We start from the raw sequence: 16,927 nt of genomic DNA on the forward strand, positions 1-16,927 counted from the left end.
GTACCGCCGAGGCCGACCGCACCGATTCGGACACGCCGTAGGGGTCCGCGCGCGATGAGTGGATGCGCGGAGGCAGACTGAACGTGTGCCCGAGCTTCCGGAGGTCGAGGCGCTCGCGGCCTACCTGCGCGAGCGCGCGGTCGGCCACGCCATCACACGGATCGACGTCGCCGCGATCGGGGTGCTCAAGACCTACGACCCGACGCCGCTCTCGCTGCACGGTGCGTTGATCACCGGAGCCACCCGGCACGGCAAGTTCCTCGACCTCGACGTCGGGGGAATCCACCTGGTGGCGCACCTCGCGCGGGCCGGGTGGCTGCACTACCGCGACAAGCTGCCGGCCGCTCCGCCGAAGCCCGGCCGCGGGCCGATCGCGCTGCGGGTGCACCTCGACGACGAATCCGGCTTCGACCTCACCGAGGCCGGCACCAAGAAGAGCCTGGCCGTGTACCTGGTCCGGGATCCGAACGAGGTCCCGGGCGTCGCGCGTCTCGGCCCCGACGCGCTGGCGGTCTCCGAGGCGGAGTTCACCGAGCGGGTCCGGAGCCACCGCGGCCAGATCAAGGGCGTGCTGACCGACCAGACCGTGATCGCCGGCGTCGGAAATGCATATTCCGACGAGATTCTGCACGTCGCGAAGCTTTCGCCGTTCGCGATCGCGAGTCGCTTGAATGACGAGGAGATCGCTCGGCTGTACGGTGCTCTCCGATCGGTCGAGAGCGACGCCGTCGAGCGCAGCATCGGCCAGGGTTCGGCAACGCTGAAGGCGGAGAAGCGCTCCGGGCTGCGCGTCCACGCGCGGACCGGTTTGCCGTGCCCGGTGTGTGGAGACCTCGTACGCGAGGTTTCGTTCGCGGACCGGTCGCTGCAGTACTGCCCGACCTGCCAGACAGGCGGCAAGCCGCTCGCCGACCGCAGAATGTCCAAGTTGATCCGGTGAAGTCCATGCAGTCAGTAATCAGTCCCACCAGTCACCGGTGTCCCTGGTTTCGCACTGGGGAAAGGAGCGCTACCGTGCTTCATCCGACGGGTGACCGAAGTGGGGAGTGGACCTTCGTGCGGTCGAGGCGACAGTCGTGACCCAGCGCGCTGAGCGGACTCCGTCACCTACTTCACAGCCAACTTCTACGAAGAACGGCCGCATGCCCGACCTCGCCGCTCCACCCGCACCTTCGGCCGTCGCCCCGCCGGCGACCATCGCACCAACTCCGGTCGAGACGCCGGAGGCGGTCGCGAACGCGCTGGCGCCGACTCTGGAGAGCAGCCTGGTACGCGAACCCGGCGGTGTGCAGCGCTCGCCCCGTACGCGGAGCGGCACCCGGCACCCGCGCTGGGCCCACCGGTACCGCCTGCTGCTGCTCCTGCTCGACTTCCTGAGCTGCTCGGCGGCGGGCTGGTTCGTCATCAACTCCTACGAACAGGCCGGCTCCGGCTTCTTCGACCGGGACGTGCTGAACTGGACCGCGCTGGTCATCCTGCCGGCGTCGTGGGTGCTGTCGCTGTGGGTGCACGGAGCGTACGAGAGCCGGTACCTCGGCCTCGGCCCCGATGAGTTCAAGCGCGTGTTCAAGGCGATCATCACGCTCACCGCGATCGTCTGTTTCCTCGCGTTCACGCAGAAGGCCGACCTTTCGCGTCTGTCGGTGGGCACCGTTCTGCCGCTCACCGCGGTGGTGACGCTGCTCGTGCGGTTCGGGACGCGCAAAGTGCTGCACGTCGTCCGCAAGCGCGGCCGGGCGTCGCAGCGCATCCTGCTGGTCGGCACGCTGGGCGAGGCGCTGTCGGTGTACCGGATCACCACCCGTAACCCGAACGCCGGTCTGGTGCCGGTCGGGATCTGCCTGACCGAGCCCACCGCCGAGGTGGCCTCGCTGCCGATCCCGGTGTTCAACGGCACGGTCGAGCCGATGGACCGGGTGAAGCAGGTCGGTGCCGACACGATCGCCGTCTGCGGTGCCCGCGGCGTCACCCCCGACGCTCTGCGCCGACTCGCGTGGCAGCTCGAAGGAAGTGGCATCGAGTTGGTCGTCGCGCCCGCGCTGACGAACATCGCCGGCCCCCGGGTACACATCCGCCCGGTCGAGGGCCTGCCGCTGCTGCACGTCGAAGAGCCCACGATCTCCGGTGTCGGCTGGCTGCTCAAGGGCCTGCTCGACCGGCTGGCCGCGTTCGTCGGCCTGCTGCTGATCTCGCCGATCCTGGGCGTGGCGGCGCTGGCGATCAAGATCTCCGACCCCGGCCCGGTCTTCTTCCGGCAGGCTCGGGCCGGTCGTGGCGGCGAGACGATCCGGGTCTGGAAGTTCCGGACGATGTACGTCGACGCCGAACAACGCCTGGCCGAGCTGCTCGGCAGCAACGAGACCGACGGACTGCTGTTCAAGATGGCGAACGACCCACGGATCACCCGGGTCGGCCACTTCCTGCGCAAGACGTCGATCGACGAGCTGCCGCAGCTGATCAACGTGCTCCTCGGCGAGATGTCGCTCGTCGGTCCGCGTCCCTTGCCGGTGAAGAACGAGGAGTTCAACGGAGACGTCCGGCGCCGGATGCTGGTGCGGCCGGGCATCACCGGGCTCTGGCAGGTGTCGGGGCGGTCGAACCTCTCCTGGGAGGACGCGGTCCGGCTCGACCTGTACTACGTCGACAACTGGTCGCTCGCGTTCGACTTCATGATTCTGTACAAGACGCTCTTCGCCGTCATGAAGCGGGATGGGGCGTACTGACCGGTTCGCTCGCGCGGCCGACGTCACACACTCCATCATGAGCGGATGAGCAGCGCCGCTCCCGTGTCCCCGACCGCGGGTGCCGTCGCCGCGGTCGTTCTGGTTGCGGTCCTGCTGGGCGTCGCACTGGTCCTGCGGTCGCGGAAGCGACGGGTCATCGCGACGCCCACCCAGCGGGCGACCTACCAGGTCCTGCACGTCGCGAGCCTGGCCGCGCCGCCGCTGCGGTCGGGCCTGACCGAGGCGACCGCCGGGAAAGCGATCCGCCCGCTGCACCAGCTGCTGGGCGGCGCCGCGGTCGGCCTGGTCGCACCCGACCGTGTGCTGGCCTGGGACGGTCCCGGCGAGCACCACGCTCCGGCCGTGCTGAAGGCGCTCGAGGGAACCGGGCGGGTCGTCGCGCTGCACGCCGACGACCTGCTCTGCGATCTGCTCGAATGCCCGGTCCGGGGCGCGGTCGTCGTGCCGCTGTCGACCGGGGAGGACATGGCCGGCGCGCTCGTCGCGATCGTCGACACCGACCCGGTTCCCGGCCTGGTCCGGGCCGCGGTCGAGACCGCCGACTGGGTGTCGGCCCAGCTAGCCTTCGCCGAGCTGGACGTGTCCCGCGAGCGGCTGGCCGAGGCGCAACTGCGTGCACTGCGAGCCCAGATCAGCCCGCACTTCATCTACAACGCGCTGTCGGCGATCTCCGCGCTGGTGCGCACCGACCCGGATCGGGCCCGCGAGCTGATCGAGGAGTTCGCCGAGTTCGTCCGCTACAGCGTCCGAGCGCACGGCGAGTACACGACGCTCGCGGAGGAGCTGCGCTCGATCGACCGCTACCTGCTGATCGAGCGGGCCCGCTTCGGCGAGCGGCTCCAGGTGCGTCTGCAGGTCGCGCCCGAGGTGCTGCCGGTCGTCGTCCCGTACCTGTGCCTGCAGCCGCTGGTGGAGAACGCCGTTCAGCACGGGTTGGCGGGCAAGGCCGGCACCGGGACGGTAAGCATCATCGCGTCGGACGCGGGGTCGGAATGCCTGATCAGCGTCGAGGACGACGGCGTCGGCATGGACCCCGACCAACTGAAACGCACCGACGACAACCGGAGCGCCCACGTCGGCCTGACTAATGTGGACGACCGGTTGCGCTCGGTGTTCGGGCCGGGCTGTGGTCTGGTCGTCGAGACCGCGCCGGGCGCAGGCACGAAGGTGAGCATGCGGGTACCGAAATTCCAGCCGGGAGTCCGAGTGGTGAGTGGGTGGGCATCGTGAAGGGACTCCGTGTCCTCGCGGTCGACGACGAGCCGCTCCAGCTCGACGAGCTCGCGTACCTGCTCCGCGGCGACCAGGGCGTCGCGGAGGTCGTGACGGCCGGCGACACCACCGAGGCGCTCCGCCACCTCCGCGACCGAGGCGTGGACGTCGTGTTCCTCGACATCCGGATGCCGGGCCTGGACGGCATGGAGCTGGCGCGGTTGCTCGGGCGCTTCGCGTCGCCGCCGGCCGTGGTATTCGTCACCGCTCACGACGATCGCGCGGTCGACGCCTTCGACCTCGGCGCCGCCGACTACCTGCTGAAGCCCGTGCGCGCCGATCGGCTGGCCGAAGCCATCCGACGCGCGGCGCGGGCACGCGTGGCCAGCGCCGGTCAGCAGCCCCAGCCCGAGCCGGTCGCCGACGACGTGATCCCGGTGGAGCTGGCCGGCACCACCCGGATGCTTCCCCGCTCCTCGGTGCGGTGGGTCGAGGCGCACGGCGACTACGCCCGACTGCACACCTCCGACGGGAACCACCTGGTGCGGGTGCCGCTCTCGCTGCTGGCCGAACGCTGGGCCGACGCCGGATTCGTCCGCATCCACCGCTCCTACCTGGTGGCGCTCCGGGTGATCGCCGAGTTGCGGCTGGGCTCGAGCGGGTACGTCGTGGTCGTGGACGGCCGGGAGTTACCGGTCAGCCGCCGCCACACGCGTGAACTGAAGGATCGGCTGGTGCGTGCCGCGAAGACGGGATGGCGCTGAGGTGGCGGAGGAGCCGAAGATTCCCCAGCGGGTCCGCGTCGTGCTCGGCGACATGCCCCAGGCGCGCCGCACACCGCCGGTGCGTGCGGAGCTCGACCAGCAGACCGACGTCGGTGAGGTGCTGGTACGCGGGCTGGTGCGGGCCCAGCTCGGCCTCGCGGTGCGGATGGCCGCGCTGGTCGCGCTCACGGTCGGGTCGCTGCCGCTGGTGTTCGCGCTCTTCCCGGGGCTCGCCGAGACGACCCTCTTCGGGGTCCGGCTGCCCTGGCTGCTGCTCGGCGTCGCCGCCTATCCGCTGTTCGTCGGGGCCGGGTGGATCTACACCCGGGGTGCCGAGCGCAACGAGCGCGACTTCGTCGAGCTGGTCGAGAGATCATGACCGGGTGCCCCGGCGGCGTCCGCCGCTCCGCAGCGGCGATCGCCTCATGAACCTCTCGGGCCTCGTGGCGGTCGTCGCCGTCACCCTGGCGACGATCGCGCTGGGGCTCTACGGCGTCCGCCTGGCCCGCACCACGAGCGACTTCCTGGTCGCCAGCCGCGCGGTGAGCCCGACCTGGAACGCCGCGGCGATCAGCGGCGAGTACCTGTCGGCGGCCAGCTTCCTCGGCATCGCCGGGCTGGTGATGAAGAACGGCGTCGACATGCTCTGGTACCCGGTGGGGTTCGCCGCCGGATACCTCGCGCTGCTGCTGTTCGTCGCCGCCCCGCTGCGCCGCTCCGGCGCCTACACGCTGCCCGACTTCGCCGAGACCCGGCTCTCCTCGCCCCGGCTGCGATCGCTGACGACCGCGTTCGTCGTCTTCATCGGCTGGTTCTACCTGGTGCCGCAACTGCAGGGCGCCGGGCTGACGCTCGGCACCGTGACCGGCGCGCCCTACTGGGTCGGCGCGGTCGGCGTGGCGATCGTGGTCACCGCGAACGTGGCCGGCGGCGGCATGCGCTCGATCACGTTCGTCCAGGCGTTCCAGTACTGGCTCAAGCTCACCGCGATCGTGTTCCCGGTCGCCGTTCTGCTCCTGGCCTGGCAGGCCGATGAACGCGCCGAACTCGCCCCGCCGACCGCACCGGTCTTCCGGGCCGAGACGAACGTGGACGTCCGTACGCCGGTGCGCGTCGAAGTGACCGATCCGGTGACGATCCGCGTCGACGGGCGGATCGACGGCAGCGACCGGACAGGCTCCGCAACGCTCGCGCCGGGCACGCACGAGATCGGCCCGGCCTCGGTCACGTTCCCGGCCGACTCCGCGGTGCCCCACCTCGTCGGCCTGGCCGCGCGGGACGGCACCGGCTGGCTCACCCCGTCGACCACCGGGGGAGCGGCGCTGTTCGGCGTCTACTCGCTGATCCTCGCGACGTTCCTGGGGACGATGGGGCTGCCCCACGTCCTCGTGCGCTTCTACACCAACCCCGACGGTGCGGCCGCCCGGCGCACGACGCTCGTCGTGCTGGGCCTGCTCGGCACGTTCTACCTGTTCCCCGCGCTGTACGGCGCGCTCGGCCGGATCTACACGCCGGAGCTGTTCATGACCGGCAACACCGACGCGGTCGTGCTCGTGCTCCCCGCGGCGATGCTCGACGGGTTCGCGTCGTCGCTCGTCGGCGGCCTGGTGGCGGCGGGCGCGTTCGCCGCGTTCCTGTCGACGGCGTCGGGGCTGCTCGTCTCGGTGGCCGGTGTGCTCGCCACCGACGTGCTCGGTGCACCCGAGGTCGGCCGGTCGGCCGGCTCGGTGGCCGGGTTCCGCTGGGCGGCGGTGGTGGCCGGAGCGGTGCCGACCGTGCTCGCGCTGCAGTTGCACGGCCTCGACGTGTCCCAGGTGGTGGGGTTGGCGTTCGCGGTGGCGGCGTCGAGCTTCTGCCCGCTGCTGGTCCTCGGCATCTGGTGGCGCGGGCTGACCGACGTCGGTGCGGCCGCCGGCCTGCTGGTCGGAGGCGGCGCCGCGGCCGTCGCGGTACTGCTGGCGGTGGCCGGTCCGACGCTCACCGGGTGGCCGGCCGCGCTGGTGGCCCAACCGGCGGCCTGGACGGTCCCCCTGGCGTTCGCGGTGATGGTTACGGTGTCCGTGGTGACGCGACGCAGAATTCCCGCGAACGTCGGCGCAATGATGCTTCGCCTACACGCACCAGAGTCTCTTCGTCACTGATAGTTGCGATTCGCCGATCGTTTCGAGGAATAGCCTCCTGTGCCCCAGAATGGTGATTCCGTTAGGGGCGCGACCCGAGAGGACGGGAACCATGCACCGTTTCCGCGATACCACCCAGGGTGGATCCGTGCGGCGCACCGGCCGTTCCCAGCTATCCGAAGGGATGCGCGCGCAACACGATCCGCTGACCGCGGGGCTGCCCTGGTACGGCTGGCTGTTCGATCGCATCCTCGTCCACACGCCTGACGTCGCGGCGGTGCTCGAGGTCGGCGCCGGGGCCGGGCTCCTCTGGACGTACAACTACGACCGCTTACCGATGGCCTGGTGGGTCTGGCTCACCGACACCAACCCGGACGTGGTCACCGAACTGCGCAACGCGGTCGACGGTGCGCCCCAGGTCACCGTCACCCACGGCGACCTCGCGGACCTGCCGCTCGGTGACTCGGCGTTCGACACGGTCGTCGCCAATCACCTGCTCGAACTTCTGGACGACCCGATGCCCGCGCTCGGCGAGTTCGGCCGGGTGCTCCGGCCGGGTGGGTCGATCGTGCTCGCCGCCGACGGGCCGACGCACCTGATCGAGCTCGACCGGCTGCTGGCCGGGCGGGTCGAGGGCTGGCGTCCGCTCGACGTGCCGCGGTTCCACCTCGGCAACGGCGCGCTCGTGCTGGCCGAGCGGTTCGCCGGGGTGCGTCAGGAGCGCTTCTCCGACGGTTTCCGCCTGCTCGACGCCGACACCGTGATGATGCTGCTGGCCGCCGTGTGCGGACGGCGGCTCTCGATCGAGCACGCCGCGGAGATCCGCGCCGAGGTCGCGGCCGTGATCGACCGCGACGGCCATTTCCACCTCACCACCGACACCGGGCTTTTCGTCGCCACCGCGCATTAGCGGGCGGCCCGCTTAGAACGACGCTGCCGAGCGGGCGGCAGGACTTGAGTATCAGCTATACGCGGCGTCCTGCCGCCCGATCGGCAGCGTCGCCCTCAGCGGGCTCCAGGTTCGAGCAAACGCGCCCTGGGGGGCGCTTTAGATGCCCGCTTCGCGGGCATCTTTTGGAGATGACACCGGTACGCTTCGCTGCCCGCACGCTGCTGGGCTACACGTTCGTCCGTGGGGGCTACGCCGCTCTGCGTGACCCCGGAGAATCCGCGGAAGCCGTTCGGCCGCTGGTCGAGCGGGTCGCCAACCAATTCCCCTCGGTGCCCAAGGACCCGACGACGGTGGTCCGCGCGACGGCCGCCGTCCAGATCCTGGCCGGTACCGCGCTCGCGTTCGGCCGCGCACCGCGCCTGTCGGCGCTCCTGCTCGCCGGTTCGCTGGTGCCGGCCGGCGGCATCCTGCCGCACAAGTCGGCCGACGCCTCGCCGGAGACCAAGGCCCGCCAGCGCGCCGAGTTCGAGAAGAACCTCGCCGTCCTCGGGGGCCTGGTGCTGGCCGCCGTCGACACGCAGGGCCGCCCGAGCATCTCCTGGCGGGCCCGGCGAGCGGCGAAGTCGGCGCGGAAGTCGACCGAATACGCCGCGAAGTCGGCCCGGAAGTCGACCGAGCACGCCGCGAAGTCGGCTCGGAAGTCGACCGAGCACGCCGCGAAGCTGGCTCGCGAGAAGCTCCCCGTTTGACCCGACCGCCGGGCGCTGTGATCCAGGCCACTGAGCGCAGCCGCGTGACCGCTCGTCGCAACTAGCGGCACACACAGCGTCCGGACCGGTCAAGCACCTCTAGCGTGCGGGCACCCCACTCTGATCACCGGGGAGGTGCCCGCATGTCTACCGATGTCCAGCCCACGGACGCCGACGCTCCTGACGAACGAGCTGCCCGCGCGCTCGCGATGCAGGCAAGTCCGGAGTTCGTCGAACTTCGTCGCACGATCCGCCGCTTCATCTTCCCGATGACCGTGGCCTTCTTGGTCTGGTATCTGCTCTACGTCCTGCTGTCCGCGTACGCGCGCGACTTCATGGCCAGCAAGGTCGTCGGCAACATCAACGTCGCGCTCGTCTTCGGCGTTCTGCAGTTCGTTTCGACGTTCCTCATCGCCTGGCTGTACTCGCGCTACGCGTCGCAGCGGTTCGACCCGCTCGCCGAGCAGATCAAGGCCGAGCTCGACGCCGAGTCGGCCGCGGACGTCCCGGCGGCTACCACCGCCCCGACGGCCGCGACCACCACGACGACCGCGACGACCACCACGACGGCGACGACCGCCGAGGCGGCTCCGGCCGCTACGACGGCTCCGACCACCAAGCCCGCCCCGACCGCCTCGGAAACCAAGGCGGACAAGGACGCTGAGCCCACCAAGCCCGCCGCGTCCGGGGAGGCAGCTGAATGACCGTCGACACGATCCTCGCCGCGGAGGCGAGCGGCACGAGCTCCGGCGCCCGGACGCTCACGATCGTCCTGTTCCTCTTGTTCGTCGCCGCGACGCTCGGCATCACGATCTGGGCCAGCCGGCAGACCCGCACCGCCACGGACTACTACGCCGGCGGACGCAGTTTCTCCGGTTTCCAGAACGGCCTGGCCATCGGCGGCGACTACATGTCCGCGGCGTCGTTCCTCGGCATCGCCGGCATCATCGCGCTGAACGGGTACGACGGCTTCCTGTACTCGATCGGCTTCCTCGTGGCCTGGCTGGTCGCGCTGCTGCTCGTCGCCGAGCCGCTGCGTAACTCCGGCCGCTTCACGATGGCCGACGTGCTCTCGTTCCGGATGCGGCAGCGGCCGGTCCGGACCGCGGCGTCGCTCTCCACGATCGTCGTCTCGATCTTCTACCTGCTCGCGCAGATGGTCGGCGCGGGCGCGCTGGTCGCGCTGCTGCTCGGCATCAAGGCCGGCGAGACGTTCCTCGGCATGACCGCCGACACGGCGAAGATCGTCACGATCGTGATGGTCGGCGCGCTGATGATCGTCTACGTCACGGTCGGTGGCATGAAGGGCACCACCTGGGTGCAGATCGTCAAGGCCGCGCTGCTCATGACCGGCGCCGCGCTGATGACCGTGCTGGTGCTGTGGAAGTTCAACTTCAACATCTCGACGATGTTGGGCGAAGCGGCCGAAGCCTCCGGCAAGGGATCCGCGTTCCTCGAGCCGGGTCTGCGCTACGGCGTCGAAACCGCCGGCGACGCGACCAAGACACTGATCAGCAAGCTCGACCTGATCAGCCTCGGTCTCGCGCTGGTGCTCGGCACCGCCGGCCTTCCGCACATCCTGATCCGCTTCTACACGGTGCCGACCGCACGCGCCGCCCGGACGTCGGTCAACTGGGCGATCACGCTGATCGGCATCTTCTACCTGATGACGCTCGCGCTCGGCTTCGGTGCCGCAGCGCTCGTCGGAGGTAAAGCGATCGCGGCCCAGGACGCGGCCGGCAATACCGCGGCACCACAGCTGGCCGAGGAACTGGGCCGGGAGTACGCCGGCGACGGTGGTGGCGCGATTCTCCTCGCGGTCATCGCCGCGGTGGCGTTCGCGACGATCCTCGCCGTGGTCGCCGGTCTGACCCTCGCGTCCAGCTCCTCGCTCGCGCACGACTTCTACGCGAACGTGATCAAGCGCGGGCAGGTCGACGAGCGTCAGGAAGTCAACGTCGCGAAGATCTCCGCGTTCGTGATCGGCGCGATCTCGATCGTCCTGGCGATCTTCGCGCAGCAACTCAACGTGGCGTTCCTCGTCGCGTTGGCGTTCGCGGTGGCGGCGTCGGCGAACCTGCCGGCGATCCTGCTCTCGCTGTTCTGGAAGCGGTTCAACACCACCGGTGCGACCGCGGGTATCTACGGCGGTCTGATCGCCGCTGTCGGCCTGGTGTTCTTCTCGCCGGTCGTGTCGGGCAAGGGCGTGAACCCGACCACCGGCAAGAGCCTGTCGCTGTTCCCCGCGGACGTCGACTTCCACTGGTTCCCGCTGGACAACCCCGGTCTGGTCTCTATTCCGATCGGGTTCGCCTGCGCGATCATCGGTACGTACCTGTCGAAGGAAAGCGACAAGGACAAGTGGGCTGAGCTCGAGGTCCGGTCGCTGACCGGCTCCGGCGCGGTCTAGCTCGATCGTCCCTGCCAGTGGCGGCGTCTCACCCCTCGTCCGGGAGGGTGGGACGCCGCCACGCTGGTTTTGTCGACGTCGTGCGGTCCGGGCGTCACGCCTCCGGGCACCCGGGCTGCGTTGGTTTGATCGAGGGCTGGGTACTCTGACCCAACCACAGCCGACACACCCGGGGCGGTCGCACGCAGATGGCACAGCGGTACGGAACCGGCGACCGAATCTTGTTGACGGGCGGCGCCGGGTTCGTCGGTTCCCATCTCAGCGACGCGCTGCTGGCGCGCGGAGCCGAAGTCGTCGTCGTCGACAACTTCCTGACCGGTAGCCGCGAGAACATCGCGCATCTGGTCGACGAGCCCCGATTCACGCTCGTCGAGGCCGACGTGATCGAGGGACTCCCGGTCACCGGCCGCTTCGACGCGGTGCTGCACTTCGCCTCACCGGCGTCCCCGACCGACTTCGAGAAGCTCGCGTTCGAGGTCATGAAGGTCAACTCGGCCGGCACGTTCCACTGTCTGGAGCTCGCCCGGGAACAGGGCGCCCGGCTCGTGCTCGCCTCGACGTCCGAGGCCTACGGCGACCCCGAGGTGCACCCGCAGCCGGAGACCTACCGGGGCAACGTCAACCCGATCGGCCCGCGTTCGGTCTACGACGAGGCCAAGCGGTTCGCCGAGGCCGCGGCGGCCGGCTACCGCCGCATCCACGACGTGGACACCGGAATCGTCCGGATCTTCAACACGTACGGGCCGCGGATGCGGCCGGACGACGGGCGGGCCATCCCGACGTTCGTCTCCCAGGCGCTGGCCGGAGCACCGATCACCGTGCACGGCACCGGTGGTCAGACGCGGTCGATCTGCTACGTCTCCGACCTGGTTGACGGCATCCTCGCGATGCTCGACTCGGCCGAGCCGGGGCCGGTCAACCTCGGCAGCGAACACGAGCTCACGATGCGCGAGCTGGCCGAGACGATCGTCGAGCTGACCGGATCGCGGTCCACGATCAGCTACCTCCCGCGGCCCACCGACGACCCGGAGCTGCGTCGCCCGGATCTCACCCGGGCCCGCCAGCTGCTCGACTTCGCTCCCGCGGTGAGCCCGGCCGACGGCTTGGCTCGCACGATCGAGTGGTTCGCGACTGTCGGCTCCCCGACGTCAGCACTCTGAACAGGGAAAATGCCCGGTAGGGGCGCAGTGGTACGTCAGCACGACAACAGTTCTCCTCGACGGCCGTCTATACGCTTGATTTCGCCCGGAACCGGCGACACAGCGAAAGACGACCCCCAAAGCGAGGAGCAACCCCCGTGGCGCGCACCGAACCCCCCGCGTCGAAACCACGCGTCACCCGAGGAACCGTTTACGGCGCTCCCGGAGCGAACCCCGCCCCCCGCAAGGCGAAACCGCGCTGGGGCCGCATAGCCCTCCTGATCGGTGGTCTGGCCGCCGTGATCGTCCTCGTCGTGGCCGGATGCGGCTACGCCTACGTCACCAACCTGGACGAGAAGCTGCACCGCACCGACGCGTTCTCCGGCCTCGACGACCGGCCGGGCAAGTCGGTCGCGGGAGCGCAGAACATCCTGTTCCTCGGCTCGGACTCCCGCGACGGCGCCGACTACGACCCGAAGGGCTCACCGAAGACCGGCGCCGCGGGCAAGAACGAGCGCAGCGACGCGATCATGGTTCTGCACATCCCGGCAGACCACAAGAAGGCGTACGTCATCTCGATCCCCCGGGACACCTACGTGTCGGTTCCCGAGCTGGACGGGCACGGCGGCGCTCGCGCCAAGATCAACGCGGCGTTCTCCTGGGGTGGAATCCCGCTCACCGTGAAGACCGTCGAGAACTTCACCGGCGTCAAGATCGACCACGTCGTGAAGATCGACTTCAACGGCTTCAAGGACATGACGAACGCGCTCGGCGGCGTCGACGTCACGGTCAACAAGACCGTCACCGACCCGCGAAGCAAGCGGACGTTCAAAGCCGGCGTGAACCACCTCGACGGCGACGCGGCCCTCGACTACGTCCGCCAGCGCTACGGCCTGCCCAACGGCGACTTCGACCGCGTCCAGCGTCAGCAGATCTTCCTGCGGGCGCTGATGCAGAAGGCCACCGACTCGGGCACGCTGAGCAACCCGGTGAAGCTGAAGAGCTTCCTGGACGCCTCGACCAAGTCGCTGACCGTCGACAACGACTTCTCGCTCAAGGACATGGCGTTGGAGTTCCGCGGCCTGCGCCCGGGTGACATCTCGTTCATCACCTCGCCGCACAAGGGCTCGCAGACCATCGACGGCCAGAGCGTCGTGGTCTCGGACAAGGAGAAGGCGATCGGGCTCTGGGGCGCGGTGGAGAAGGACACGGTGGCCGACTGGCTCGCCGCGAACCCGGCCAACAACGCGACAAAGGGTCGCTGAGCGTTCACCACGACGGCCCGTCGACAAGTCGTCGACGGGCCGTTGCTCGCTGTTACGGGCCTAGACGTACGGCAGCGAGAGTTGGTTCAACTAATCATCCGAACGCATCGACAATTCGGTCGTTCGCATCGCGCTGCCCCGCTAATCGCCGACTGTCTGGGCGAAAACTACCCGAGGGTAGTGCTGAGTCGTTACAGTACTGGCGTCCTGGCAGTCTCCTGACCGTCGCTTGAGAGGACGCACAGAGGCCACCGTGGGTAGGCACGCGAACGGCGATACGCCGACCGGAGTTCTCTTCGTCAAACCCGAAGACCCGAAGTTCCGTCGGGCCGCGGGTGGGCGCAAGACCGGCAAGATCCCAAGGATCAAGCCGCCATCCGCCGATACCGGTTTTCTGCCGGCCCAGTCGGCGCCGTCCGCACCCGGTGCGGCCACGGCCGTGATTCCGGCGCAACGGCGATCACCCGACCAGGCTCCGCCACCGCGGGTCGCGGTCGCGGTCTCGGTTCCGAGCCCGCGTATCCCTCCGCAGCGCGGCCCGGTCAGCGGCCCACCGGTGCAGCAGCCGCGTGGCCCCGTCAGTGGCCCGCCCGTGCAGCAGCGCCGCCCGGTTCCCCAGGTGCAGATGAACATGCGTCTGGCGCCACCGCCGATGCGGGCCCCGCTGCAGGAGCCGGAGGACGCGTCGCCGCGGTCGCTCCCCACGTGGACGAAGATCTGCGTGGTGCTCGGCGCGGTGCTGATCCTCGTCGGCTTCGGTGGGCTGGGCGCCGCCTACGCGGTCAACCAGAAGGCCGACCCCACGACTGCGGGCACCAGCGAGCTCATCCAGCGCTGAAGCTGACAGAATTCAGCCCATGGTGCAGCCGTCGATTCCCGCAGACGTTCCCGATGTCACGCCCGACTCGCTCGGAGATGACATCTACCTGCTCGATGTCCGTGAGCAGGACGAGTGGGACGCCGGCCACGCGCCGCACGCCCATCACATCCCGATGTACGAGATTCCGCAGCGGCTGGCCGAAGTGCCGACCGTCGGCGAGGTGGTCGTGGTCTGCCGGGTGGGTGGGCGTTCGGCTCAGGTAGCCGCGTACCTGGCCGCGCAGGGCTGGGAGAACGTCGCGAACCTCGACGGCGGGATGCTGTCGTGGGAGCGGTCCGGACGGGCCGTCGTCGCCGACACGGGATTGCCGCCGCGCGTACTTTAAGTTCACCAAAGTGTGACTCAGTGTTCCCGGGCGCACCCGACACCGGTCCCGGGGCTCCGCTATCTTTTCGGCCGTGCGATCCGACGGCCCACTCGTCGTGGCCCATCGAGGCTCTTCAGCCCAACTCGCCGAGCACACTTTGGCGGCCTACGAAAAGGCGCTCGTCGAAGGTGCGGACGGCCTGGAGTGTGATGTCCGGCTGACGCGGGACGGTCACCTGGTCTGCGTCCACGACCGCCGGCTCGAGCGGACGTCCAACGGACGCGGTGCGGTCAGCGACCGGTCGTTGCGGGACCTGGATTCGCTCGACTTCGGCGGGTGGAAAGTCGACCTGCCGGAGTCGGCCGACGCGCTGGTCACCACCGACCGGCCGTATCTAGACGACAAGGTCCGCGACGCCGAACGCCGGGTGCTGACGTTCGACCGGCTGCTCGAGTTGTTCGTCGACTCCGGCCGGCCGGTGCAGCTCTACGTCGAGACCAAGCACCCCACCCGCTGGGGCGGCCTGGTCGAGCAGCGCGTCGTGGCCAGCCTGCGCCGGTTCGGGCTGGTGCCGCAGCACCGCTCCCCGGACGCCGCCGACTCGACCGTCGTCGTCATGTCGTTCTCACCGATGGCGGTGCGCCGGCTGCGCGAGCTCGCGCCCACGCTCCCTGCGGTGATGCTGTTCGACGGTCTTCCCCGGCTCTACCGCGAAGGCACACTGCCCTTCGGTGCGACGATCGCCGGGCCGGGCCTGCATGTGCTGCGCTCCAAGCCCCGCTTCGCCGAGCGCATCCACGAAGCGGGCAACCAGCTGTACGTGTGGACCGTCGACGAGCCCGACGACATCAAGTTCGTCGCGGAGCTCGGCGCCGACATGATCGCCACGAACCGTCCGTCGGACCTGCTGAGCTACCTGGAGCGCTAGAGGCACGATGGAGCCGTGCAGCCATCGTTGGACGCCGCGGAAGCGTTCCGGTCCATCACCCGGATCCTCGACGACGTCTCCGGGCGGCCGGTCGAGCTGCCGGCGCTTCGACGCGTGCTGGACGCGCTCGTGGAGCTGGTCGGCGGAGTCGGCGCCGCGTTCCTGCTGAACGAGCCCGGCGCGCTGCGTGTCGTCGCGGCCGGCGAGAGCGTCAGCTGGATGTCGGGGCTGCGGTTACCGCTGTCCGGCTCGTCGTTCTCCCGCTTGTTCGGCGGCCCGCACCGGACGATCGAGTTCGGCCCCGGCGACGCGACCCCGCTCATCCGGGAAGACCTGCGCGAACATCACTGCGACTGGATCCTGATGACCCGGGTGGTCCGCCGGTTCGGACCGCTGGGCGCTCTCGCGGTCGGGCTCGAATCGCCGCGCGGCGGACAGTTGGAGACCGAACGAGCCGTCCTCGAGTGCCTCGCCGCCGGCATCGGCGCACTCGCGGCCATGCGTCCCGATCGGCTGCCCGAGCCGATCGGGACGGTCGCGGCCGCCGTGCCGGAAGGCCTCGCGGTGGTGGACGTCAGCGGGCTCGTTCAAGCGTGGAACCCGGCCGCCGAGGAGGTCACCGGCCGTTCCTCCCGGGAGATGCTCAACGAGTGCCTGCCGTTCCCGATCCCGGCGCCCGGCGAGGTCCGTCAGCACCGGCTGCCCAACGACCGGTGGATCGAGGCCCGCTGCGCCGCGCTCGACGCCGCCCGGCGCGTCGTCACGTTCTACGACGTCAGCGAGGCCCGGAGACAGGAAGAAGCGCAGAACCTCTTCCTCGCGACCGCGAGCCACGAGCTGCGGACACCGCTCACGATCGTCCGCGGGTACGCCGACACGTTGGTGAACCGATGGGACCAACTCGACGACGCCGGACGCCGCGGTGCCGCCGAAGTCATCGGAGCGCGGAGCAGGCAACTCGCGGAACTCGTCGACCGGCTGCTCAGCGGCGACCGGGCCGGCGGCACCCCGCAACCGTTCGACCTCCGCGCCGCGCTGGCGGTGGTACTCGAGTCCGCGCCGGAGAGCGAGGACGGCCATCGGCTCCACGTGCGGATCCCGGCGACGCTACCGACCGCCGTCGGTGAAGCGGACACGATCCCGACGATCGTCACCGAGCTGCTGACGAACGCGTACAAGTACTCGCCCGGCGGAGGTGACGTCGAGATCACCGCCGGCGCCGACGGGGCCTCGGTCTGGTTCCGGGTCGCCGACCGGGGGATCGGCGTCCCGGCCGAGCAGACCGAGTCGGTGTTCACACGGTTCTGGCAGGTGGACCGCGGTGACCAGCGGCGCTTCGGCGGCGTCGGGCTGGGGCTTTACATCATCCGCCGGCTGCTCGACCGGCAGGGCGGCTGGGTCTCGCTGCGCCCGCGCGACGACGGCGGCTCCGTGGTCGAAGTGCGGTTCCGCCGTGCGGGGCATCAGACTGTCGGACCCGCGTCGTAGGCTCCTGCGGACCGAAGTCAGCAGTGAGG

Annotated in this window: 15 protein-coding genes and 1 pseudogene; all 16 read left to right on the plus strand. The window is 69.9% G+C overall.

Features of this window, described 5'->3' with window-relative positions:
* Positions 1–85: 85 nt before the first annotated feature.
* Positions 86–940 carry an Fpg/Nei family DNA glycosylase gene (locus CRYAR_RS00205; RefSeq protein ID WP_035847396.1) on the plus strand — a complete coding sequence of 285 codons (855 nt, stop codon included), beginning with the start codon at positions 86–88 and terminating at the stop codon, positions 938–940.
* Between the two features lie 202 nt (positions 941–1,142).
* Positions 1,143–2,723 carry a sugar transferase gene (locus tag CRYAR_RS00210; RefSeq protein WP_084699811.1) on the plus strand — a complete coding sequence of 527 codons (1,581 nt, stop codon included), beginning with the start codon at positions 1,143–1,145 and terminating at the stop codon, positions 2,721–2,723.
* A 45-nt stretch (positions 2,724–2,768) separates the two neighbouring features.
* A complete protein-coding gene (locus tag CRYAR_RS00215; RefSeq protein ID WP_051569523.1) occupies positions 2,769–3,974 on the plus strand; it encodes a sensor histidine kinase in 1,206 nt (401 codons plus the stop codon).
* Positions 3,968–4,720 carry a response regulator gene (locus tag CRYAR_RS00220; RefSeq protein ID WP_035859779.1) on the plus strand — a complete coding sequence of 251 codons (753 nt, stop codon included), beginning with the start codon at positions 3,968–3,970 and terminating at the stop codon, positions 4,718–4,720. The genes CRYAR_RS00215 and CRYAR_RS00220 overlap by 7 nt, the downstream gene beginning before the upstream one ends.
* A 1-nt stretch (position 4,721) precedes the next feature.
* Entirely contained in the window at positions 4,722–5,099 is a 378-nt protein-coding gene (locus CRYAR_RS00225; RefSeq protein WP_035847402.1) for a cofactor assembly of complex C subunit B, read from the plus strand.
* A 46-nt stretch (positions 5,100–5,145) separates the two neighbouring features.
* Positions 5,146–6,861 carry a sodium/solute symporter gene (locus tag CRYAR_RS00230; protein WP_035847409.1) on the plus strand — a complete coding sequence of 572 codons (1,716 nt, stop codon included), beginning with the start codon at positions 5,146–5,148 and terminating at the stop codon, positions 6,859–6,861.
* A gap of 163 nt (positions 6,862–7,024) precedes the next feature.
* On the plus strand, positions 7,025–7,750 hold the full coding sequence (locus CRYAR_RS42425) for a class I SAM-dependent methyltransferase (RefSeq protein WP_051569524.1): 726 nt from the start codon (positions 7,025–7,027) through the stop codon (positions 7,748–7,750).
* A gap of 170 nt (positions 7,751–7,920) precedes the next feature.
* Positions 7,921–8,481 (plus strand): DoxX family protein, encoded by a 561-nt coding sequence (locus CRYAR_RS00240; RefSeq protein ID WP_035847412.1) that lies wholly within the window; start codon positions 7,921–7,923, stop codon positions 8,479–8,481.
* Between the two features lie 143 nt (positions 8,482–8,624).
* A pseudogene (locus tag CRYAR_RS50540) lies at positions 8,625–8,963 on the plus strand (DUF485 domain-containing protein); the annotation flags it as partial.
* 218 nt (positions 8,964–9,181) lie between these two features.
* Positions 9,182–10,891, plus strand: coding sequence for a solute symporter family protein (locus CRYAR_RS00250; protein ID WP_035847418.1), 1,710 nt, complete (start codon positions 9,182–9,184; stop codon positions 10,889–10,891).
* A gap of 188 nt (positions 10,892–11,079) precedes the next feature.
* Positions 11,080–12,051: an NAD-dependent epimerase/dehydratase family protein gene (locus CRYAR_RS00255; RefSeq protein WP_035847420.1), complete on the plus strand. Its 972-nt coding sequence runs from the start codon at positions 11,080–11,082 to the stop codon at positions 12,049–12,051.
* A 137-nt stretch (positions 12,052–12,188) separates the two neighbouring features.
* Complete coding sequence (locus CRYAR_RS00260) at positions 12,189–13,295, plus strand: LCP family protein (RefSeq protein ID WP_169744972.1); 1,107 nt, start codon at positions 12,189–12,191, stop codon at positions 13,293–13,295.
* 592 nt (positions 13,296–13,887) lie between these two features.
* Entirely contained in the window at positions 13,888–14,133 is a 246-nt protein-coding gene (locus CRYAR_RS00265) for a hypothetical protein (protein ID WP_035847422.1), read from the plus strand.
* A gap of 19 nt (positions 14,134–14,152) precedes the next feature.
* A complete protein-coding gene (locus CRYAR_RS00270; RefSeq protein WP_035847424.1) occupies positions 14,153–14,500 on the plus strand; it encodes a rhodanese-like domain-containing protein in 348 nt (115 codons plus the stop codon).
* Positions 14,501–14,573: 73 nt separating this feature from the next.
* Positions 14,574–15,410, plus strand: a complete 837-nt coding sequence (locus CRYAR_RS00275) for a glycerophosphodiester phosphodiesterase family protein (RefSeq protein WP_051569525.1) — start codon at positions 14,574–14,576, stop codon at positions 15,408–15,410.
* 15 nt (positions 15,411–15,425) lie between these two features.
* Positions 15,426–16,898: a sensor histidine kinase gene (locus CRYAR_RS00280; protein ID WP_063725635.1), complete on the plus strand. Its 1,473-nt coding sequence runs from the start codon at positions 15,426–15,428 to the stop codon at positions 16,896–16,898.
* The last annotated feature ends 29 nt before the right edge of the window (positions 16,899–16,927 follow it).

The organism is Cryptosporangium arvum DSM 44712, assembly GCF_000585375.1.
GTDB lineage: Bacteria > Actinomycetota > Actinomycetes > Mycobacteriales > Cryptosporangiaceae > Cryptosporangium > Cryptosporangium arvum.